Origin of the sequence: Vreelandella neptunia, from assembly GCF_000712975.1 — a bacterium.
GTDB classification, from domain to species: Bacteria; Pseudomonadota; Gammaproteobacteria; order Pseudomonadales; family Halomonadaceae; genus Vreelandella; species Vreelandella qaidamensis.
Genome location: NZ_JHQL01000001.1, coordinates 321035 through 341850 on the forward strand (window position 1 = coordinate 321035; position 20816 = coordinate 341850).

Below are 20816 nucleotides of genomic sequence, written 5' to 3' on the forward strand. Positions count from 1 at the left end.
GCCTGGCAAGCAATTGCCTTAGGAAAGCTCAAGTGGTTTTTCGGCGATAATAATGCCGTTGTTATCTGCGTAAAGCCATTGTCCGGGGTGTAGCGTGGCACCAGCGAACGTGACAGGAATCTCACGTTGTCCTTCGCCGCGTTTTTCGCTTTTACGTGGGTGGTTACCTAATGCTTGAACGCCGATTGGTAGTGTGACAAGAATATCCACGTCACGCACGCAGCCATACATCACCACACCAGCCCAACCGTTCTTAGCAGCTTGTTCGGCGAGCATATCACCTAGCATGGCGCAACGGTGTGAACCGCCAGCATCTACAACCAGTACTGCTCCATCACCTGGTTCGGCAACGGCTTGCTTAACCATTGAGTTGTCTTCAAAACACTTAACAGTACGAATAGGGCCGTAAAAGCTGTCGATGCCGCCGTAGTTAGCAAACATTGGTTCAAGCACTGTTACGTCAGGGTACGCATCACATAAATCCGGTGTCACGACAGGGGGTGTAGTGGTCATTGCACGCTCCTAGAAAGCATTGTTTAAAGAAATCTATCTATGAAGACCAGTTTAAGAAAACCAAATGCTATAAAAAAACGCCCCAACCTAAAATAGGCTGGGGCGTTCGGTCATCGGCTCAAGAAGGGATTGTTACCAACCTTCTTGCGATGTTGCGAGCATCGGCGATAGGTTCGGTACTTCAAGAGCGTTACGCTTCTTGAGCAACCGGTATCACGTTCGAGGCGATTTTTTGATACTCCTCGATTTCGTGAAAGTTCATGTAACGATATATTTCCCCAGCGAGAGCGTCAAATTCACTCATATAGCGCTGGTACTCTTCTACAGTTGGAAGACGACCTTCCACGGCAGCAACAGCTGCCAGTTCCGCTGAGGCGAGATAAACATTGGCACCATCACCCAGACGGTTCGGGAAGTTACGTGTAGACGTAGACACCACGGTGCTTTTCGCTGCAACGCGTGCCTGGTTACCCATACACAGTGAGCATCCCGGCATTTCCATACGGGCGCCAGCACGGCCATAAATGCCGTAATAGCCTTCTTCGGTAAGTTGGTGCTGATCCATCTTGGTCGGCGGTGCTAACCAAAGACGCGTTTTCAGGCTACCCGCAGGCTGTTTTTCAAGTAACTTACCCGCTGCGCGGAAATGGCCGATGTTGGTCATGCACGAGCCGATAAACACTTCATCAATCTTTTCACCAGCCACGTCTGATAACAGACGGGCATCATCTGGATCGTTCGGTGCGCAAAGAACTGGCTCTTTAATTTCACTCAGATCGATTTCGATAACTTCAGCATACTCTGCATCGTTATCAGCACGCATTAAGCTTGGGTTGGCAAGCCATGCTTCCATACCTTCAATACGACGGCTGATAGTGCGTTCATCTCCATACCCATTCGCCATCATCCACTTTAGCAGTGTGATGTTGGATTTGAGGTACTCGGTGACGCTTTCTTCAGACAGTGTGATTGTGCAGCCTGCTGCACTGCGCTCTGCTGACGCGTCGGAAAGCTCGAAAGCTTGCTCAACAGTCAGGTCTTCAAGTCCTTCAATTTCTAAGACGCGACCAGAGAAAGCGTTCTTCTTACCGGATTTTTCAACGGTTAGCAGGCCCTTTTTGATGGCATAGAGTGGAATCGCGTGAACTAGGTCGCGCAGTGTAACACCCGGTTGGCGCTCACCTTTAAAGCGAACCAGCACAGATTCCGGCATGTCCAACGGCATGACGCCAGTCGCGGCAGCAAATGCCACTAGACCAGAACCTGCTGGGAACGAAATGCCCAGCGGGAAGCGAGTGTGAGAGTCACCACCGGTTCCCACCGTGTCGGGCAGCAGCATGCGGTTCAGCCAGCTGTGGATGATGCCGTCACCAGGGCGAAGAGAGACGCCGCCACGGTTCATGATGAAGTCAGGCAATGTGTGATGCGTATCCACATCGACAGGCTTTGGATAGGCTGCTGTGTGACAGAATGATTGCATGACCAAGTCGGCTTGGAAGCCTAGGCACGCTAAGTCTTTTAACTCATCACGAGTCATCGGCCCAGTCGTGTCCTGAGAGCCAACGGTGGTCATCTTAGGTTCGCAGTACATGCCGGGGCGCACGCCGTCCAGACCGCAAGCCTTACCGACCATTTTTTGAGCTAGGGTGAAACCTTTGCCCGTATCAACCGGCTGGTCCGGTAGGCGGAAAACATCAGAAGGCTCAAGGCCTAGTGATTCACGGGCCTTACCCGTTAAGCCGCGACCAATAATTAACGGAATGCGGCCACCTGCGCGCACTTCATCAAGAATTAACTGGGTCTTGAGTTCAAATGTTGTCAGTACTTCGTCGGTACCGTGCTTGCACACTTTACCTTCGTAAGGATAGACATCGATAACATCGCCCATTTCCAGGTTAGAAACATCCATTTCAACCGGCAATGCACCAGAGTCTTCCATCGTATTGAAGAAGATGGGCGCGATTTTACCGCCAAAACAGAAGCCACCAGCGCGCTTGTTAGGTACGTAAGGGATGTCGTCGCCAAAGAACCAGAGTACAGAGTTGGTGGCAGACTTACGTGAAGAACCGGTACCTACAACATCGCCAACATAGGCAACAGGGAAGCCTTTTGCTTTGACGCCTTCAATTTGTTTCAGCGGGCCGGTTGTTCCTTGAACTTCAGGCTCAATACCTTCGCGCTCGTTTTTGAGCATAGCGTTGGCATGTAGCGGGATGTCTGGACGCGACCATGCATCAGGTGCTGGAGATAGATCATCGGTGTTGGTTTCACCAGGCACCTTGAAGACCGTTAATGTAATCTTCTCTTCCAGTGCAGGCTTGGAGAGGAACCACTCTGCTTCAGCCCATGACTGAATAACGTCCTTAGCAACGGTATTGCCTTTCTTGGCGCGCTCTTCAACGTCATGGAACGCATCAAACATTAGGAGAGTGTGCTTGAGCTGTTCACCAGCTTCACGAGCAAGTTCTTCGTTGTCTAATAGCTCGACCATGGAGACGATGTTATAACCGCCTTGCATGGTGCCGAGGAGTTTGACGGCATGGATTTTGTCGATTAACGGAGAGGTGGCTTCACCTTTAGCAATCGCAGTTAAGAAACCTGCTTTTACATAAGCTGCCTCATCAACGCCTGGGGGGACTCGGTTAGTGATTAGATCAAGGACAAACTCTTCTTCACCTGCCGGCGGATTCTTAAGTAGCTCAATTAAGGCAGCAACTTGTTCGGCGTTCAGGGGCTTGGGCGGTACGCCCTCAGCAGCGCGTTCCTCGACATGTTGGCGGTAAGCTTCAAGCACGTTGGGGCCCTCTCATCTTCTTAGTGGTGACGAGCGCATACCCACACGGTATTGAGTATGTGCCCGGACACGTGACATACGCTTGACAAACAGCGTCTGGTGGATGAAATGGATTCTACGGGAAACTGTCGACAATGTTAAGACGACAAGCTCTTGGGGGCCTTGTACTTTATGTTGAGGAGCTGGCAGAAGGTTTCTGAACAACGCGTTTTTTTCTTAATTAATCCTGCGGGTGGAAGTTTTTTACCGAACTGCCGTCATTTAAGGGGAGGGCGCGTGTGATTATTGTGATGCCGCGTTACCCTATTGTTTGCTCATTTCGTCGTATTATTATCACTACGGCAATAAAATTACTTAAGTTGAAGTGTGGAGCTTCAATATAAGCGTATTTTTATATTAGCAATGTGCTATATAAAAAGTGCTGTTACGGCCTACTTATGGCAAATGTAATGGCAGGGAACAAACGCCAAGGGCGTTTATATGTTGTACAATAGTGAGATAAGCGCTTGGTAATGGTATTATGTCGATACAATTAAATACGCTGGAACCCGTGGGACATTCGCTACAAGCAGATGATTTATTGCCAGAATGTCTCCATCAGTTTCTTGCTTGCCCAACGCCAGATGCATGGCTGCAATGGGCACTGGATAACCCTGAGATACTTCTTGTTGATCACGCTCAGTGTGAAAAGAAAGCCGCTTCGACGGCAATGAGCTTGCTCTATCGTTATGTTGATCAGCCGTTATTATTAAGCAAGATGTCGCAGCTGGCTCGAGAGGAGTTACTGCATTTTGAGCAGGTCGTTGGCTTAATGGAGAAGCGTGGCGTGGCCTACACGCACCTTACGGCTTCACGCTATGCCGAAGGCTTACGTAAGCATCTTCGCAGTAACGACCCGGACCGCTTGATTGATGTATTAATCATTGGTGCGCTTATTGAGGCACGTAGCTGCGAACGCTTTGCACGCTTGATACCTTATTTAGATGAAGAGCTTGCAAAGTTTTATCGCACATTGGTGAAGTCCGAAGGCCGTCATTTTGAAGATTATCTGCTGCTTGCTAAACAGCAAACAACGGCATCAATAGATGACAGAGTCGCTTTTTTTGTGGCGCGTGAAGCGGAGTTGATTACTTCGCCAGATACGGCTTTTCGTTTTCACAGCGGTGTGCCAGCGTAGGCCATCGCTAGTCTAGGTAGGATATGTATCATGCGCGATGCTCGTGAGACAGACCAACTGACCCTGTTTGGCCATTTTTCTTTGTCACAAGGAGAAGATGTGCTGACGCACTTCAGTTATGACAAAGTAAAAGCGCTGCTCGTGTATTTGTTGTTACACCGGCAACCTGTCAATCGGGCATCGCTCGCGGAATTGCTATGGCCAGATCAAGGGCTGTCATCGGGCAGGACGAATCTGCGTCATGCACTTCACTGTCTGCGGCAATCGATGGGGGATAATGCTGATCAAGTATTGAACGTCTCTCGCCAAACCATCGCATTTCAATTGCCTGCTCAATGGCGGGTTGACTTGCATGAATTGCAACAATTATTGGAAGGGCCGCGGGATTTAGCCAACCTCGAAGAGGTGATGGCGTGTTACCAGGGCGATTTAATAGAAGAGCTTCAACTCGCCAACTGCAGCGAATTCCAGCGTTGGTTAGTTCAGGTAAGAAATGAATGGCGTCAACGGGTTATTCGTTTTGCTGAGCAGGTACTAGATGCCCACACCGATGTGCCTGACAATTTATTGGAAGGATTAGTTAGTCGTTTTTCAGGCTATGGACCCTTTCATGAGCGACGGGTGCGCCAGTTGGCTGAGCAAAACCAGATGGCAGCGGCTCATGAGCAGTACAACAGCTATTTACAATTATTAGCGCTTTCTGGTCAGCAGCCCGAACCGAGCTTTCTACAGCTTGCTAATTATTGGTCAGACGGTCACCACGATCCGCGCGTAATGAGCCCGCAAGGCGCTTTTTCTCGCGTGTTAGCAGCAGATAGTAAACCGCTTCGCGAAGATGAAATTGAGCTACGCCAGCTGTCGGTAATGGCCATTCGGCTTAAATTGCAAGGCGATTGGCAAGATCGTGCTGCTACTCGTAATTGCTTGGCGCTCCAACTAGAGTTGCTGCGTTGGTTAGAACAGCAATGTCATCACTTAGGTGGTTTTTGGTTGCCTGGTGCAACAGGTGGGCTTGGTTTGGCCTGTTTCGGTACTCATGGACCAGCACATCAGCTAGCAGAGCTTGTCGCTCTGTATGAGCACTGTCGCCAAGCGTTACCTCAAGAGTCGCAGCGTCACTGGAGTGGTGAAGGAGAACCTCCAAAATTCGAGCTTGCCGCAGGTCTTAATAGCGGAAGGGTGGTTTACCTTCCAGAGCGACAGTTAGCGGATCCGTTGGGCCAGGTTACTCAAGTGGCGCTGGAGCTAATGAGTGCGGCAGAAGGTAGCGAATTGGTAATCTCTCAAGAAGCGAGCCAACACATGCCGCCTGCGCTGGATTTACAGCCGCGGCTAGTGTCTCGCTTGGTGGCCAGCGATGGCCGTGTTCGTTTGAGAGCGCTTGTGTTGGGTGTCAATGAAGGTGGTAGGGATGCGCTGCCACCTAGTTTAGTGGGGCGAGAAACATCTCTACGTACACTTAGAGACGCGCTGGCGAGAGCGGGTATAGGGCTGCGTCAAAGCGTTTTAGTACGCGGTGCCTCTGGGATGGGTAAATCCGCTCTCATGGTGGGTTTTCGCCAGTTAGAGCTTAGCCGCGATGCTGCGATTTGTTGGCAGCCAACAACGCGGTTATCAGTATTAGAACCCTATGGCGTTGCTCGCACTTTACTTACTTGGTACTTAGAAGCGTCACCAACCTGTGCGGCTATACGGCAGTTACAGGAAACGCTGTCATTGGAGCCTTTAGATGATGAGCGTCAGCAGCTTCTTGAAGAGGCTCTGGGTGTTCGTGATGTTCAGGAAGTTGCACAGCTGATCCAAAACGGTGAAGCAATAGAGTTGGTAGTAAAGCTTTTACATCGCTTAATAGATTATCAAGCCAGTTCACGTACATTAGTATTGATGATTGACGACCTGCAGTGGCTTGATGAGCCCTCTTTTAAGGTGCTTGCTGGTTTACAGGCACGTCTACCTATTAATACGGCTTTTATGTTAGTGGCTAGCCACCATGGTCGAGAGTCACTTCCGGTCAAGCTGCATTGGGATCAGCAAGTCACCCTGGGAAGGTTGGATGCCCTCCAGTCCTCACGCTTGCTTTCGCAGTTATCCCGTCGTTACCGCATTCATTTAAGCCCGCGGCTGCGTAATCAAATTATTGAGCGTTGCGACGGTGTGCCGCTCTATATGCAAGAGATTTGTCGGCGTCTGGATATGGATCGTCGTGAAGGCCGTAGCGTGCAGTTTGATGAGCTACCAAAAGGGTTATTAGGGCTGCTTGCCAGCCGTATTGACCAGCTTGAAGGCGATCGGGAAATTGCCCATGTTGCAGCAGTGCTAGGTAAGCGGTTCCGCCTTGATTTTCTGCAAGAGTGTAGCGGTTGGGAAAAACCGCGTTTGGCTCAAGCTATTGAGCATATGCGACAGCTGGAAATTATCGAGCCAGTAGATAAAGAGGGGGGGGAGCCAGAGCATCAGTTTAGCCACCAGCTGCTGCAAGAAGCTGCTTATCTTTCGTGCCCAAGAGATGTACGCGTTAAGCTTCATCAGCAGGTAGTTACACTGATCGAAGAGCGCTTTCCTATGTGGATTAGTCGTCATCCTGGTGATTTTGCAACCCACCTCCGCCGTAGCGGCCACTATGCTAGAGGTGCCCGTTACTTTGAGCTGTCTGCACGGGAAGCCTTAAAAGTGAGTGCTAATCGCACTGCTTTGCGCATGGCAGATTTTGGCTTAGCCAGTCTGAGACACGTTGAGCATGAAGTTGAACGTGAAGTGAGTCTGCTCACTGTGCGCGGTCAGGCGGCGTTTGCCCTGGAGGGGCATGGTTCGCCTACTGCTCATGAAAGCTTTGTGCGAGCACGAGAGTTGCTGCGGCAATCAAGCAGTGAAAGCACGGAAGACCCAGAAGATCTTGAGCAAATCTTCTTGGTCAAGTGGGGGCTATGGGTTGGGCGTAGCCAACGCTATGCGCACGCTGATGCCTTTGCATTAGCATCGACCCTGGCAGATATTGCAGGGCGCTTAGAGGACCCGCGTTATCAGAGATTAGCTGACTATGCGAGAGCGCATTGCGAATACTGGGCTGGCAGCATACAACAAGCACATGACCATTTGGATGAAATTGATCCGCTCAACGCCCCAATGATGATTGAATGGCTGCCATTCTCTGATCACCCACAAGTAACCGCTGCTTGTTTTCAAGGTTGGGCGCTCTGTCTGCGTGGTGATTATCAGCGTGCAGAGCGACATGTCTCTTCTGCCATTCGGTTAGCAGAGAAAATTGGTCATCCTGGCACGCTTGCTATGGCATTAATGTTTGCGGCTGCTTTATATCGCCAACTAGGCCATGTGCACTTAGCGGCAAGACACGCGGAGCGTGCGGCGGCAATGACGGGCACGCCCGACTTGCAGCTTTGGCAGATTTCAGCCCAAGGCATTCTTGGCTGGCAGAGAGCACTTGCGGGTGATCAGACGGGCTTAGTCCAGCTGCGACATAGCCTTGATCAAATGGCAGAGCTGAACGGACGGGATCGCTATCAACGCCCAGTTTTATGGTATTCCGATGCGTGCATTGAGTTGGGTGAGCTTAAGGCAGCAGAGGATTACCTGGATCAATGTCTTGTTATTGCTAAAGAGCGCACAACGCTTTTTCTACCTGAGTTAGCAACGCAGCTTGCCAAAGTGCGTGATTTGCTTGGGCACCCCGCCAATGAAGTGAAAGCGCTAACTGAAATGGCTATTAATCAGGCCAGGGAGCATGGAAATCGGCATCAGGAGCTGGCGGCACTTGAACTTTGGTTAACGCGCATTGCACCAAGCGACCTTCAGGCAAAAGAAGCATTTAGGCGTTTATTGAGCGAAGTGAGTCACAGCGATGCACCAGTACTGGTCCGTTGGGTTAGTCTGCTTGATAGGCGTTTGCCTCACGCGGTAAGTGTGGAAAACGAAATCTGAATTAGCTATTAACGCGTTGTTGATTCTAGCCAGTTAAGTGTGGTGAGTGCTTCTTCTCGGTGCTCGCCGCATACATCGGTATCATAGTTAAACTGCTCACACACAGCTGGACGGCTAGGATCTTCAAATAACTTGCATAAATAGTCATCGCTTAACTGCACGCACCGAACCCCCGCTGGTTTGCCATCAGGCATACCGGGTATATAAGAAGTGATAGACGGTGCAATACAGCAAGCACCGCAGCCTGCTCGGCAGGCGGCGGTGTCTGTGGCAAATACGTGATTACTCATGGCAAAGCTTCAGCGGTAGCTCCTTTATCAATTCCTTCAAATGCCTGAACCAATGTTTTATGGCCGCTGTGCTGTGCAATATTATTGGCAAGCCATAAAGCAATATTTTCGACGGTTGTTGGCTTAGGTAGTATGCAGCAGCGATCTTGAGGCAGGGTGATGGAAAACGTACCTTGTGCTGAGCGGTATCGACACGTTAGCTTCCCGTCAATCTGGCTTTCAATATCGGCTTTTTCAAGCAGGTAGCGATTATCAAGCCAGGCTGCCCAGTGGTTTTCAAGTGCTGGTTGCCGTGCCTGTTGTTGCCAAATATACAAGCGCGAGCGGTGACCATGGGCAATACGCTGGCAGTTACCAAGATGCCGCTTCAAGCCGTGCGTATAACTATAAGCCGCGCCGTCAATACACTCGTCTTTAAGTACTAACGTGACGTTATGTACGTTTTTGGGTCGTTGCTCGGTTAGCTGTGCGCTTAAGTAGCGTGTAACGCGCTCAAGGGTGATGTTGTCCCAAGGGAGCAAGCTAAACGCCTGGGCGGGGCCGCGAACTTCCATTTCGTAGGGAGATGCTGTGCGTATACAGATACCTTCATCACAGTCAGTAACCTCCACGCCGGGCGCGTTGATAGGTACGAGCAGCGTATGGTCTAGGCCATTATCCAGCGTGCGCTTAATCCACGGCTTTACTTCTCCGAAATCAAAAAGCATGCCGTCTTCGGCTAACTCCCCGTCTAACTGGGCATCCACTTGCCAACTACAGCCTATTAACCCTTTCGCTGGGCACCATAATGACACATCAATATGGCTAAGATGATTTACAAATAATGCCATTACTCAAACCCTGCAATTTTGTGCGTTTGAAGCGATAAACGCCACTGGGGGTTAGCCATGCAATAAGCAGTAGTGGCCTGCACCGTCTCGAGATTTTTCTCTGGAATGCCGTGATCCATTGGCTGCAAAAAAAAGTGGTTGAAGTCCAAGTTGGCAAACTGAGTTGGCGGCGCCGTAGTCTGTGGGAAAACCAATTTTAGTTCATCGCCACGAGTGACCACCAGTGGGTTTTTGCCCTTAGGGCTAACGCATAACCAGTCAATTCCTGGCGGTGGTAATACCGTACCATTGGTTTCAACGGCTACTTCGAACCCAATGCTATGTAGTGTTGCGATCAATAAAGAATCAAGTTGCAGTAGTGGTTCCCCACCGGTAAAAACAACATAGGGCGTTGCATGCTTTGCCTCGGCTGGCCAGAGATCCTTTATATGCTGAGCGAGCGCACTGGGTGTACTGAAACGGCCTCCGTTAACGCCATCCGTGCCGATAAAATCGGTGTCGCAAAAAGAGCACTTTGCGCTAGCACGATCAATTTCACGTCCAGACCAAAGATTGCAGCCGCTAAAACGACAAAATACACTGGCACGGCCTGCCTGTGCGCCTTCACCTTGTAAGGTGTAAAACGCTTCTTTAACGTGATACATCAGTGGTTAGCCTGTGCAGAAGTGATTTCATACGCCAGAGGGTCTGCGACATTATTGGCTGCAAACGCTGCGAGACGCTCATGGCAGCTGCCGCATTTACCGCAGGCAAGATCACGCCCTTCATAGCAGGTCCAAGTATCTCGGTAATCTAGGCCCATTGCTAAGCCATCCCGCAAGATATCGGCTTTGCTCAATTCTAAATAAGGGGCATGTAAGCTAATGGGGTCAAAATTAGCGATGCCAGCGACGTGATTCATTGCATGAACAAATTCAGGGCGGCAGTCAGGGTAGAGAATATGGTCACCGCCATGGGCACCATAATCGACACGCGCCGCACCGATATTAACCGCTTTAGCAATGGCTAACGAAAGCAAAATCATGTTGCGGTTAGGGACAACGGTGGTGTGTAGGTTGTCAGCAGCATAGTTGCCTTCGGGCATTGATACGTCTGAGTTGGTCAGCGCTGAGTTATCAATTAAGCCCTGAATAGCGCGTATATCAACGATCTGATGGGGAATATTGTGCTGCTTACACACTGCTTTTGCTACGTTCAACTCTTTTGAATGGCGTTGGCCGTAATCAAATGACAGAGCATGAACCTCTAGCCCTTCTTTGATTGCGCGGTGAAGAACGGTGTAAGAGTCCATGCCGCCGGAATAAATCACAACGGTAGATAGCGCGTTCGCGCCAGAGGTCGAGGGTGACAACATAATAGAAGCTCATTGGTCGGAGAATTTATTGAGTGCTTTTAGCATCGTGCTAAGCGAAGTTTCCGGGGTCCGGTCCGGCAAGGGCGGCAGTTTACGCAATGCAGCGTTACCTGGCTAGCAGTAACGGTAATTGGTACTATTTTCTGTTCGGTATGTGCATGGGTCAACATGCTAAGCTGACTCTTCTAGTCGTAAGGGATGAATTCATGGCCACCATACAACATAGTGAAATTATCAAAGCCCCACCTGAAAGGGTGTTTGACTTACTGCGTCGAGTAGAAGATTTTGCTGATTATTCTGATCTCATCAAATCAATTGATACCTTAGGCAATAACCGTTACCGCTGGCACGTTCGTGCGGTTGGAGTAGATTGGTCTTTTGATGTAGCGGTAACAGAAATAACCCCCCCCTATGTGTTGGCGTGGGAATCATTAGAAGGAGTAAAAAATCAGGGTCGTTATCAGTTGCGTGAAGTGCCAGAAGGTACAGAAGTATCGCTCACTCTGAGTTATGACATTCGTAACCGATTAATGGAAAAAGCGGTAAACCGCGCTGCAAAGCCATTAGTAGGTAAAGTAAGCAGGCAAATCCTTGAGAGGGTTGAAGCGCGGCTAAATGAATAACTTTTTTAAGCACTCTTGGCGTTGGGCTGCCGGTTTTTCTATCGCGGCAATGTTTGCCTATGTTTGGTTATGGTATTCGCCGGACTTGATGGCTGTAAAACGTTGGGCGGCGACGATGTCGCATCATCCTCTGGTTGTGATTGCTATAATGGGCACAATGGCTATCACATTGGCAATTGGCTTGCCGGGCAGTATCGGACTATGGCTGATAGCACCTTTTTATCCCCCTATAGTAGCTACGCTAATGTTAACGTTGAGTAGTGTTGCTGGTGCGTGGGGTGCCTATCTTTTAGCCGCAAATGCTGGGTGGCGTTGGCAGCCAAAAGGGTTGACGTTTAAAGTGATGGAAACACTGAAAGAGAGAAGTGATTTGTTAACGCAGTGCGCGCTGCGAATTTTGCCGGGTTTCCCGCACTCAGTGATTAATTTCGCAGCAGGATTAGGGCGTATCCCTTTAAAGCGCTACTTAATGGCGGCAGCTATCGGGCTTTCGATAAAATGGACGGTTTACAGTAGTGCTATTTACGGTGCGCTTGAAGCTGTCGAAGAAAAAGATGCGTTGCAAATCGAGGTGATTTTACCACTTGTTGTGTTGACGCTGCTCCTTTTTGTGGGAGGCTGGTATAGGCGCCGCGTAGAAGCGGCGCGTCAGTGATAGCAAACGTGCTTAGTCAACTGTTAAGTCTGATAGTCTGTTAAGTCTGATAGTGATGTGGTTAGTTGCCTTTATGCATTGATGCATCAAGGTGGTCGACAACTTCAGCCCAGTCGGCGTCTTCTTCCACGGCTTCGCGAAGAAATTCCGCTTGGCCTTCGTTCCAGCAGGGAGCCTCAGCTAGCGGCATTTCTTTGGGTAGGGGAGAGTGGCGTTGAATAAAGTGTTCAATGGACTCCGCATCCGAGCGTAGTCCGAGTTGTTCAAATAGCTCGCTAAAATGGTGTACGGGTTGTTCCATACGTTGCCTTCCTTTTTGGTTATGAACGTATGTTTAAACATAGCGTGTATGAGCGAGTACGCCAGTGCCGAGTATGTGTTACACGGTTATAAAGGTTGTCGTGTGTTTTATCGCTCGCCAACAAGTGAGGTTAAAAAGCGTTGCCGGCGATCATCTAGCGATAAGGGTTGAGCCAATAGGTGGGTAAGCTTGGTGAAAGCCGCCTCCGGCGTCATGTTGCCGCCTGACAGCAGGCCTGCTTCTGCTAGGCCATGGCCCGCTGCGTACTCGCCCATATGAATGCTGCCTTGGGGACATTGGCTAATTGCAGCCAGCAGTTTACCTTCGCCACTGGCATTAGCAATAACATCAATAATTGCAGGATCGTTGGGTATATTACCTGCTCCCCAAAGCTGCAGTAGAGCGCCCTTGACGCGTGAATCGTTAAGCAGGGTCTCTAATTGCCAAACAGCGATACCTGGCCATAAGGTTAGCCGGATAACGTCCCCGTTGGAAACCGCTTGATAGTCGGCAAGCTCGAAACGGGGTGCGCCACGCTGTTGAAATCCTAAGCCTCTACTGGGGTAATAAATGAAGTCGTCGCCCACGCGTTCACCAATACAGGGATAGCTAGGGGAAAAAAATGCATCAAAGGCTTCCGTATGCTGTTTGATGGCTCGTGTGCCTCTCAGAAGGACGTTTGAAAAATAAATCGCCACCTCCTTTAGTTCAGCGTTAGCAGCAAACCTTAACGCGCCGTGAAGGTTGTCGAGCGCATCGCTATTCGCTGTCTCAAGAGGATACATAGAGCCTGTCAACACAACTGGGCGATCAATCCCTTGCAGCTGATAGGCAAGACTCGAAGCGGACCAGCTTAGGGTATCGGTTCCATGGATAACCACAAATCCACGATAGGTGGCAAGGCGAGCAGCAATATCTTTGGCAATCTGTTGCCAAGTCAACGGCGTCGCTGCACTTGAGTCGATTAATGATGGGTAGCTAAGGACGTCATAGGCGGGCAGGGCATGCTGATGTACTAAAGGCAGCCGACTTAATGCGTCTGCCATGCGAGCTTGAAAGTTTCCCCCCGGGATTAGCCCTGTTGTATTGGACTGCATGCCAATTGTGCCACCAGTATAAATCACCAACACACGTTCTTGAGTGGGAGTGGCGTTCATTAGGGCGGAATTGATACTCATAGCCGTTTCCTGAAGTGGGCGAACACAAGTCGTAGTATCTAAATATTTATAACTAATAAGGTGTATAAAAAAAGCGTGTAAATAGCTGATTCCGAAGGAAGCTATTAGCCGCGGTGCACGACTAGTTCGCCATTGTGATCGTCAAGTTGACGGTTACGCCCAGCTAATAAGGCGAAGCCACAGCAAAGGGCAATCAGTACGATGAGCAGCCATGCGATATGGGGTATCTCTGCTCCAGCTTGCAGCATTAGCCCCACCCCAAATGGCCCTAGCGCTGCCAGCGTATAGCCCCCGCCTTGTACTAGTCCGGAAAGCTGTCCTGCGAGACGCGAGTTAGCCGTTCGTAACACCAGTAGGCTAAGTGCTAGGCTAAAGCTGCCACCCTGGCCAATGCCAAGTAGCACAGCTCCTGGCCATTTCCACGCCAGCGGTGCAATAAGCAACATCCAAAGCCCAAGTGCCGTACTCAGTAGTACGAGCAGTAAGGCGGGGCGTTGATCGTGGGTTAAGCGGCCAAGCCAGGGAGCACTCAGTGCTGAACCAAGCTGGCACATGATGGAGATGGCCATCGTCCAGCCAGCCGCTGCCTCGTCATAACCTCTATAGACTAATAAGGTTGGTAGCCACCCAAAGACAATGTAAGCCATCGAAGACTGAATGCCCATGAACAGCATAACGTGCCACGTAAGTGATTTACGTAGTAGTTGTGTAAGCGAAGAAGAGGTTGCTGGACTAGGCTGCGTGCACTGAGTTGCTGGAATGTTGATAAGCCATAGGACTAAGGCAATAAGTGCCAACAGTGACCAACTCATGAGACTCAGCTGCCAGCTGCCTAGCCATTGCATCAGTGGAACACTAAGACCAGCACCTAATGCACCTCCAAAACACAGTGCCATGGTGTATAAACCCGTTAAGAGATCGGCACTGTCAGGTAGCTCTCGTTTCACTAGTGCAGGAAGGAGGGTGCCGCCAATACCAATTGCGCTGCCAGCCATTGCAGAACCAATAAAAAGAGCCCCTGACATTGGTAGGCCTCTTAAAATTAACCCGCAAGCTAACAGAAGCAGTGCAGCGCTTAGGGTTCGTTCGCTGCCGATACGCTTAGCCAGTAGGGGAGCAAGAGGTGCTGATAAGCCTAAAAAAAGCACGGGCAAGGTGGTTAAAATGCCCGCTGATGCAGGGCTTAAGCCAGCGGTTTCTTGCAGTCGGGCAAGCAAAGGTGCCACTGATGACATGGCGGGGCGTAAATTAAGCCCCACCACGAACATCAAAATAATAAAGGTGCATGCGCGACGAGATACCATGTTTACTATTACTTGAGATGTGGGCGTAAATCGCCGCGAACGGCATCAAGCAGAGTAATGAAATGATAATCTTGCTGTGTATCTAAGCAGTCTACGCGCACCTCGGTACGCATACCCTTATCCATATTCAACTTGTCGTAGATTTCGAGGGTTAATTTACGCGCGGGTTTGTCCCCAGGGGCAATAATGCCGTCTTCCAGCGTAAATGTTTCGAGTAGTGTTACTCGCACTCGCGTACTGCTCTCTTCGCTAAGGACGCGACGAACAAACAACCATCCTTCACAAGGCAGTGATTCGTTATTATTGCGTTCACGTAAGAAAAGCGTGCGATAACAGGCGCCCTGCGTAGAGGCTTTTTCTGCCATGCTACGATACGCCTGCAGCACTTGGCCTGCTGATGCACGGGCATCTTCCAGCCGCTGAGAAATGCCTTGGTGCTCGCGGCTTAGCTGCTCCTGACGTTGAAAGGTAAGCCACTGGCGGTAATCGTTAATAAGTTGAGACGACGCCATAATCACTCCATGAATAAATTAAGCAGTACCGCCGGAATACGCAGAACGGTAACCTTCGCATATTCCTAAGCTAAGGGCTAGCGACGGGCGCGGCGACGTTCACCGCCTTTGTTCGCCGCTTGCCCTTCCGGTTTACGCTTGGCACGGGGCTGTTTTTGGCCACGTCGGCCATTTTCAATTGGTTCAGGCTTGGCGTTGGGATCAGGTTCAAAACCAGGTTCGATACGTTTAGGCAGATTTTGCTTAATAAGCCGCTCAATCCCACTCAGCAAGCCGTGTTCGTCGACACATACGAGTGAAACTGCTTCTCCATCGCTGCCCGCTCGGCCGGTACGTCCAATACGGTGCACATAGTCTTCTGCCACATTGGGTAAGTCGAAATTAACAACATGGGGAAGTTCGTTGATATCTAACCCACGAGCGGCAATATCGGTGGCGACGAGTACTTGTAAATCACCGCTTTTGAACGCCCCCAACGCCCGTGTTCTAGCACCTTGGCTTTTATTGCCGTGAATGGCCATAGCGGGTATGTCTTGCTTAGAAAGCTGTTCTGCTAAGCGATTTGCGCCATGTTTGGTACGCGTAAAAACGAGTACTTGAAACCAACCATGCTGCTGAATCAAATGCGCCAACAGCTCGCGCTTTTTATCGCGATCTACCCGGTAAATAGTTTGCTCAATCTTTTCAGCGGTCGTATTGCGAGGTGCGACTTCTATTAACGCTGGATTGTTGAGCAGCTGTTGCGCCAATAACTGTATTTCGTTAGAAAATGTTGCCGAAAACAGTAGGTTTTGACGCTGTTTAGGCACTAAACGTAATAGTCGCTTGATATCATGAATGAACCCCATATCAAGCATGCGATCAGCTTCATCGAGTACCAGGATCTCCACGGCTGAGAGATCGACGTGGCCTTGTTGTTGTAAGTCGAGCAGCCGGCCTGGGGTGGCTACCAATACATCAAGTCCCGCTTTAAGTGCATCAACTTGTGGTTGTTGGCCAACGCCGCCGAAAATAATATGCGAGCGCAAAGAGAGATGCTTGCCGTAAGCAGTCACGCTTTCGCCTACTTGGGCAGCAAGCTCACGCGTAGGGGTAAGTACTAACGCGCGTACTTGGCGTTTACCGGGTCGTTTGCCATTCGCTAACCGCTGTAACATAGGTAACGTAAAACCAGCGGTTTTGCCTGTGCCCGTTTGCGCACTGGCAAGCATATCGCGTCCTTCAAGCACGACGGGAATGGCTTTTTGTTGAATAGGGGTAGGCTGTGTATAGCCCTGCGCGGTAACCGCGCGGAGTAAATCGTCGTGCAGACCAAGTTCAGAAAAGCTCATGCGTTCTCCGCAATCGCTTAGTAAGTGACGTCGCTTGGCGTCGTCGTTACTGAGCGTAATGTTCAAAAAGCGAGGATAGTACACCTTCGCGGCAGCGAAGTTTGCCAGATAAAGTGCGATGCCGCGATGGTCATTTTTTTGCCGATCAAGACGGTGAAATAGACATTGGCTTGAATCGGGGGTGACGTGGTAATGCTGAAAGATAACTCCTTTAGTATATCACGGATCATTCATTTCAGCGTTTAACATAGAGGTAAAGCACCTTGTTGAAGCTAGATCTAAAAATAATTTCCTTTGTGAATCTCTTCGGCAATTTGCAGTGCTACCTTATCCCAGCTTTCGCCAAGCGAGCGCACCAGGGCAGGGTAACCATCCTGCTGAAGTTCGGTTTCGGCAGAAAAGCTTTTTAGCGCAAGTAGGTTGTTATCTGCACTGCGTAACTGCCATTGGCCGCTGGTGACTGCTCGCCCGTCGTGTCGCCCCTGAAACTGGTCAACTTCAAGCAGCAGTGTGAGCGCTTCAGGCGTATTGCCGTCAGCATGAACGATCTGAACGGATGTAAGCTCTTGGGATAGTTGAGCACGTAATGCACGTTCTAATTGGCGAGCAATACTTTCAGCCCACTGGTGTTCGCGGGCTTCATTTAGGGTAATGTCATCAAGCTGCATGACGATACCGTCCACATCTAGATAGTGGGCTAAACGTGGTGAACGCACTTGAAGCGTGCCAATCGATTGATTTGGCGAGCTTACTGCGTTTTCGCTGGGTAGCATATAGCGAGTGGGTGGTGTGACACTACTAGCGCAAGCACTTAGCAGACTGCAAAGGCCTAATAGTGATAAATAACGGATTACCTTATTGCGCATAGTAAGCTCCTACTTAGCGTGGTGCGCGAGGCACGGGGTCTTGGGTATCCAGGTTATCGAATAAAAGCGCCCTTGGGTTTTCATTTAATGTGCGAGTAAGTGGTTGTAAGTCGCGCATTAAGCGATCCAGTCGTTGGATAGCGGTGGTTAATTCTTGGTAAGCCGGAGAGGATGGTGAAACACCTTGTAAGGTGTTACGCAGTTCCTCAAGGGTGGCATTAACGTTGCCGCCGACTGCCTGAGTATCTGGGTCATTTAGCAGCTGGTTGATGGAAGTGCTGACCTGGCGTATTTCGTTAAGCATGCTTTCAGATGCTTGTAAGTTTCGGTCTAGGCCGGTGAGCAGTGGCTCAATATCAAGCGCGTTTAATTTCTCAAGCAGGCTGGTTACCTGCGCTTGGATCTGTGCAAAGCCGCCAGCGACCGTGGGGAACACTGTTCGCTCGGAAAATGTTTCCGCGACATATTCGTCAGCCAGTTCGCGTTGAAAGTTAAGGTCAACAAAAAGTGCGCCTGTCAATAAGCTGCCATTTTTGAGCGAGGCACGGAGCCCCAAGCCAAAAAGTCGCTTAAAACGTGAGTCCCACTCTTCGATATCGATATCAGTATTCTCAATGCCCAATCGCTGAGGCTCAATTCGAATCAGTACTGGGATAGCAAACTGAGAGCGCGAGTCGGGCTGCGGTGCGGTAAAATTCCAAGGTACGGACGCAACCGTGCCGATTCTTACACCGCGAAACTCGACAGGAGCACCTTTCGATAAGCCGCGAACGGTATCATCGACCAACAGCACATACTCAAGATACCGGTTAAAAGTGCCTTCTCGGGCAGTATTTTCATCCGCATAGAGATTAAAGCGTGCATTAGGCTCTACCGGTTGCCCCATGGGTAAATCTTCTGGCACGCCAAACGTAACACCGCCTCCCAGTAATGCTTCAAGGGATTCTACGTTGACACGAACACCGTCGGCATCTAGCTGGAAATCAACCCCGCTTGATGTCCAAAATCGAGTGCTATCTGTTACTAACTGACCGTAAGGTTCTTCGATAAATACTTGGTGGTGCATGGTACGAGAGTTGGCGTCAAACCGAGTATCTTCTACTCGTCCAACGGTATAGCCTTGGTAAGAAACAGGGTCGCCTATTCGAAGCGAGTTACCTAGCTGGCTGACCAGGCTGATTTGCAAACCTGCCTGCCCGGCTGGCGCAACAGGTGGTGTATCATTTACCGTAAATTCGCGTTTAGGCTCATTGGATTGTCCTGGTTCTAGCTGAATATAAGCACCAGATAATACTGTGCCCAAGCCGCTGATGCCTTCACGGCCAATGCGCGGCTTCACTACCCAGAATCGGCTATCTTCTCTGAGCATTGCCTCTGCTTCTGGCTGGATACGGGCGGTCATGACGGCGTGGGAAAGATCATCAGATAAGCGAACATTTTGAACTCTGCCTATCTCGACATTTCGGCTTCGAATAAGCGTACTGCCCGCTTCGATGCCTTCTGCACTTTCCATTGTTAGCGTAACGAGCGTGCCCCGGCTTGCGTAATTGTCGTAGACAAGCCATAGCCCAATAACAACGGCAACAATTGGTACAATCCAAATCGGCGAGAGCCGCGTTTGGGGCGATGATTTTGCCCGGTGTAAATTGTTGTTGTCGTTAATATCAGCTTTCTTTGGTGTTGAATCATTAGCCATCAACAGTTTCCTTGGTGGCCGTTTTACGGCGAGTAGAGCGAGGAGGTGGGGTATCCCAAATTAAGCGCGGATCAAATGTCATAGCAGCCAGCATTGTCAGTACAACAACGGCAGCGAAGGCGAGCGCTGCAGGTCCTGGTGTAATTGACATTAGAGAGCCAGCGCGAATCAAGGCGACCAATATGGCAACCACAAATACGTCAACCATCGACCAGCGGCCTATAAATTCAGTGAGCCGATAAAGCCGTGTGCGACTTTGCGCATTAAGTTCGTTGCTATGTTTTATAACCATACAAAGCCAAACTAAAGCGACAAGTTTGCCAACCGGCACGATAACACTTGCCACAAAGATAACAGCAGCCACTGGCCAAGAACCCATTTGCATAAGCTGTACGACCCCACCGATGATCGTTGACGGTGACGAGTGTCCTAAACTGGTGGTGGTCATAATAGGGTATACATTAGCGGGTATATACATCACCGCGGCTGCAAAAAGAAGAGCCCAGGTGCGTTGTAAACTATGAGGGAGCCGTGGGTGGAGCCTTTCATGGCAACGCAAACAGCGTCCTTTGCCATGCTCAGGAAGGCGATTAATTAGCCCGCAAGTTGGACAGCCGGTTATCCCTTGGCTGGCCGCTGTTTCACCTGTACGTGTACCTTCTGGTGCGAGCGGTTCTTTCTCTAACGAAAACCACATCCAATCCGAATCAATGGATTGTGTCGTTAACAGTAAGAGGATGGCAAACACGCTGAACGCCCAGAAGGAGATGCCTAGCTCGATTTGTGCCATACCCGCTATTTTTATCAAACTAACCAGTGCCCCAACGATGAAAACATCTGCCATCATCCATGGGTTCAGCCTTGCGAGTGAACGGGCGATGTCTCGGCTAAACGGCATTGGATGGCCTCGAAGCAAACCAAACTGAAGCCAGATAACGCCAATCAGATAAATCGCGGGAAGGACCACAATCGTCATAATGACAGCGATAGCGACAATAGGCTGATGAAAAGCGATCAATGTAGTCGCCGTCTGTGAAAGCTCAATACGATTACCAATGCCGCTGACACTGAAACTAACAAAAGGAAATGACACGGCTACAAATAGTGCTATCAGGGAAGAAAGCGCGAGCGCCATACTACGTTGAGCGGGATAGCGATGCCGTTTTACTAGCACATGCGAGCATCGCGGACAGGATGCTTTCTCTCCAGAGCCGAGCGGAGGAAGTGCTGAAACCCAGTCACACTCATGACAGGCGCGCAAACGTCTACGCTGAACGCGTGCTTCTGGAGGGTGGCGGTCGACCTGTGGTGTGTTTACCCGCATAGAAGGTCGTTTGATAAACTGAAAGTGAGGCAACAGCTAATTCTCAATACGTTGAGGAACCCAAAGTAGTACGGTGGGCAGATACTTCTGTCAAATCGAGGAGTGTCTTCGCTCCATTAAAACAGCACTTGA

The 20816-nt window shown here is 50.1% G+C and carries 18 protein-coding genes; 4 read left to right on the forward strand and 14 right to left on the reverse strand.

What is annotated here, in order from left to right; genetic code table 11:
• Window positions 1-18: 18 nt before the first annotated feature.
• Entirely contained in the window at window positions 19-513 is a 495-nt protein-coding gene (gene rraA / locus CR46_RS0101465; RefSeq protein WP_030069437.1) for a ribonuclease E activity regulator RraA, read from the reverse strand.
• 190 nt (window positions 514-703) lie between these two features.
• The gene (gene acnB / locus CR46_RS0101470) at window positions 704-3307 is read right to left on the reverse strand and encodes a bifunctional aconitate hydratase 2/2-methylisocitrate dehydratase (RefSeq protein ID WP_030069439.1); all 2604 of its coding nucleotides are present in this window, start codon (window positions 3305-3307) and stop codon (window positions 704-706) included.
• Window positions 3308-3827: 520 nt separating this feature from the next.
• Between acnB and CR46_RS0101475 the strand changes: the two genes are divergently transcribed.
• Entirely contained in the window at window positions 3828-4484 is a 657-nt protein-coding gene (locus tag CR46_RS0101475) for a MiaE family protein (protein ID WP_030069441.1), read from the forward strand.
• A 30-nt stretch (window positions 4485-4514) separates the two neighbouring features.
• The gene (locus CR46_RS0101480; RefSeq protein ID WP_030069443.1) at window positions 4515-8420 is read left to right on the forward strand and encodes an ATP-binding protein; all 3906 of its coding nucleotides are present in this window, start codon (window positions 4515-4517) and stop codon (window positions 8418-8420) included.
• Window positions 8421-8428: 8 nt separating this feature from the next.
• Here the strand turns inward: CR46_RS0101480 and CR46_RS0101485 are convergent, their stop codons facing one another.
• The 4 genes from CR46_RS0101485 to queC are packed head-to-tail and all read right to left on the reverse strand — an operon-like array spanning window position 8429 to window position 10894.
• Entirely contained in the window at window positions 8429-8710 is a 282-nt protein-coding gene (locus CR46_RS0101485; RefSeq protein ID WP_051690099.1) for a YkgJ family cysteine cluster protein, read from the reverse strand.
• Window positions 8707-9540, reverse strand: a complete 834-nt coding sequence (locus tag CR46_RS0101490) for a 6-carboxytetrahydropterin synthase (RefSeq protein ID WP_030069446.1) — start codon at window positions 9538-9540, stop codon at window positions 8707-8709. The genes CR46_RS0101485 and CR46_RS0101490 overlap by 4 nt, the downstream gene beginning before the upstream one ends.
• Window positions 9540-10184, reverse strand: a complete 645-nt coding sequence (gene queE / locus CR46_RS0101495; RefSeq protein ID WP_030069448.1) for a 7-carboxy-7-deazaguanine synthase — start codon at window positions 10182-10184, stop codon at window positions 9540-9542. Before queE ends, CR46_RS0101490 begins: the two co-directional genes overlap by 1 nt.
• Window positions 10184-10894 carry a 7-cyano-7-deazaguanine synthase QueC gene (queC, locus tag CR46_RS0101500; RefSeq protein ID WP_030069450.1) on the reverse strand — a complete coding sequence of 237 codons (711 nt, stop codon included), beginning with the start codon at window positions 10892-10894 and terminating at the stop codon, window positions 10184-10186. The genes queE and queC overlap by 1 nt, the downstream gene beginning before the upstream one ends.
• Window positions 10895-11100: 206 nt before the next feature.
• Between queC and CR46_RS0101505 the strand changes: the two genes are divergently transcribed.
• Together CR46_RS0101505 and CR46_RS0101510 are read left to right on the forward strand one after the other, a co-directional pair.
• Entirely contained in the window at window positions 11101-11517 is a 417-nt protein-coding gene (locus CR46_RS0101505) for an SRPBCC family protein (protein ID WP_030069452.1), read from the forward strand.
• A complete protein-coding gene (locus tag CR46_RS0101510) occupies window positions 11510-12172 on the forward strand; it encodes a TVP38/TMEM64 family protein (RefSeq protein WP_030069453.1) in 663 nt (220 codons plus the stop codon). Before CR46_RS0101505 ends, CR46_RS0101510 begins: the two co-directional genes overlap by 8 nt.
• Window positions 12173-12233: 61 nt before the next feature.
• Here the strand turns inward: CR46_RS0101510 and CR46_RS0101515 are convergent, their stop codons facing one another.
• The 8 genes from CR46_RS0101515 to CR46_RS0101550 form a co-directional block, all read right to left on the reverse strand.
• Window positions 12234-12473, reverse strand: a complete 240-nt coding sequence (locus CR46_RS0101515; protein ID WP_030069455.1) for a DUF2789 domain-containing protein — start codon at window positions 12471-12473, stop codon at window positions 12234-12236.
• A gap of 107 nt (window positions 12474-12580) precedes the next feature.
• Window positions 12581-13651, reverse strand: coding sequence for an asparaginase (locus CR46_RS0101520; protein ID WP_030069457.1), 1071 nt, complete (start codon window positions 13649-13651; stop codon window positions 12581-12583).
• Between the two features lie 104 nt (window positions 13652-13755).
• Window positions 13756-14955 carry an MFS transporter gene (locus CR46_RS0101525; RefSeq protein WP_030069459.1) on the reverse strand — a complete coding sequence of 400 codons (1200 nt, stop codon included), beginning with the start codon at window positions 14953-14955 and terminating at the stop codon, window positions 13756-13758.
• 8 nt (window positions 14956-14963) lie between these two features.
• Complete coding sequence (locus tag CR46_RS0101530; protein ID WP_030069461.1) at window positions 14964-15467, reverse strand: hypothetical protein; 504 nt, start codon at window positions 15465-15467, stop codon at window positions 14964-14966.
• Window positions 15468-15544: 77 nt separating this feature from the next.
• The gene (locus CR46_RS0101535) at window positions 15545-16798 is read right to left on the reverse strand and encodes a DEAD/DEAH box helicase (RefSeq protein ID WP_030069462.1); all 1254 of its coding nucleotides are present in this window, start codon (window positions 16796-16798) and stop codon (window positions 15545-15547) included.
• 278 nt (window positions 16799-17076) lie between these two features.
• Complete coding sequence (locus tag CR46_RS0101540; protein WP_030069465.1) at window positions 17077-17664, reverse strand: PqiC family protein; 588 nt, start codon at window positions 17662-17664, stop codon at window positions 17077-17079.
• 13 nt (window positions 17665-17677) lie between these two features.
• Window positions 17678-19360, reverse strand: coding sequence for an intermembrane transport protein PqiB (pqiB, locus tag CR46_RS0101545; RefSeq protein WP_030069467.1), 1683 nt, complete (start codon window positions 19358-19360; stop codon window positions 17678-17680).
• A complete protein-coding gene (locus CR46_RS0101550; protein WP_035536125.1) occupies window positions 19353-20684 on the reverse strand; it encodes a paraquat-inducible protein A in 1332 nt (443 codons plus the stop codon). The genes pqiB and CR46_RS0101550 overlap by 8 nt, the downstream gene beginning before the upstream one ends.
• Window positions 20685-20816 lie beyond the last annotated feature (132 nt).

Bases quoted from the DNA above. Each gene is read 5' to 3' on its own strand.
- rraA (WP_030069437.1), bottom strand. From the start codon at position 513: ATGACCACTACACCCCCTGTCGTGACACCGGATTTATGTGATGCGTAC.
- CR46_RS0101475 (WP_030069441.1), top strand. From the start codon at position 3,828: ATGTCGATACAATTAAATACGCTGGAACCCGTGGGACATTCGCTACAA.
- CR46_RS0101480 (WP_030069443.1), top strand. From the start codon at position 4,515: ATGCGCGATGCTCGTGAGACAGACCAACTGACCCTGTTTGGCCATTTT.
- CR46_RS0101485 (WP_051690099.1), bottom strand. From the start codon at position 8,710: ATGAGTAATCACGTATTTGCCACAGACACCGCCGCCTGCCGAGCAGGC.
- CR46_RS0101490 (WP_030069446.1), bottom strand. From the start codon at position 9,540: ATGGCATTATTTGTAAATCATCTTAGCCATATTGATGTGTCATTATGG.
- queE (WP_030069448.1), bottom strand. From the start codon at position 10,184: ATGTATCACGTTAAAGAAGCGTTTTACACCTTACAAGGTGAAGGCGCA.
- queC (WP_030069450.1), bottom strand. From the start codon at position 10,894: ATGTTGTCACCCTCGACCTCTGGCGCGAACGCGCTATCTACCGTTGTG.
- CR46_RS0101505 (WP_030069452.1), top strand. From the start codon at position 11,101: ATGGCCACCATACAACATAGTGAAATTATCAAAGCCCCACCTGAAAGG.
- CR46_RS0101510 (WP_030069453.1), top strand. From the start codon at position 11,510: ATGAATAACTTTTTTAAGCACTCTTGGCGTTGGGCTGCCGGTTTTTCT.
- CR46_RS0101515 (WP_030069455.1), bottom strand. From the start codon at position 12,473: ATGGAACAACCCGTACACCATTTTAGCGAGCTATTTGAACAACTCGGA.
- CR46_RS0101520 (WP_030069457.1), bottom strand. From the start codon at position 13,651: ATGAGTATCAATTCCGCCCTAATGAACGCCACTCCCACTCAAGAACGT.
- CR46_RS0101525 (WP_030069459.1), bottom strand. From the start codon at position 14,955: ATGGTATCTCGTCGCGCATGCACCTTTATTATTTTGATGTTCGTGGTG.
- CR46_RS0101530 (WP_030069461.1), bottom strand. From the start codon at position 15,467: ATGGCGTCGTCTCAACTTATTAACGATTACCGCCAGTGGCTTACCTTT.
- CR46_RS0101535 (WP_030069462.1), bottom strand. From the start codon at position 16,798: ATGAGCTTTTCTGAACTTGGTCTGCACGACGATTTACTCCGCGCGGTT.
- CR46_RS0101540 (WP_030069465.1), bottom strand. From the start codon at position 17,664: ATGCGCAATAAGGTAATCCGTTATTTATCACTATTAGGCCTTTGCAGT.
- pqiB (WP_030069467.1), bottom strand. From the start codon at position 19,360: ATGGCTAATGATTCAACACCAAAGAAAGCTGATATTAACGACAACAAC.
- CR46_RS0101550 (WP_035536125.1), bottom strand. From the start codon at position 20,684: ATGCGGGTAAACACACCACAGGTCGACCGCCACCCTCCAGAAGCACGC.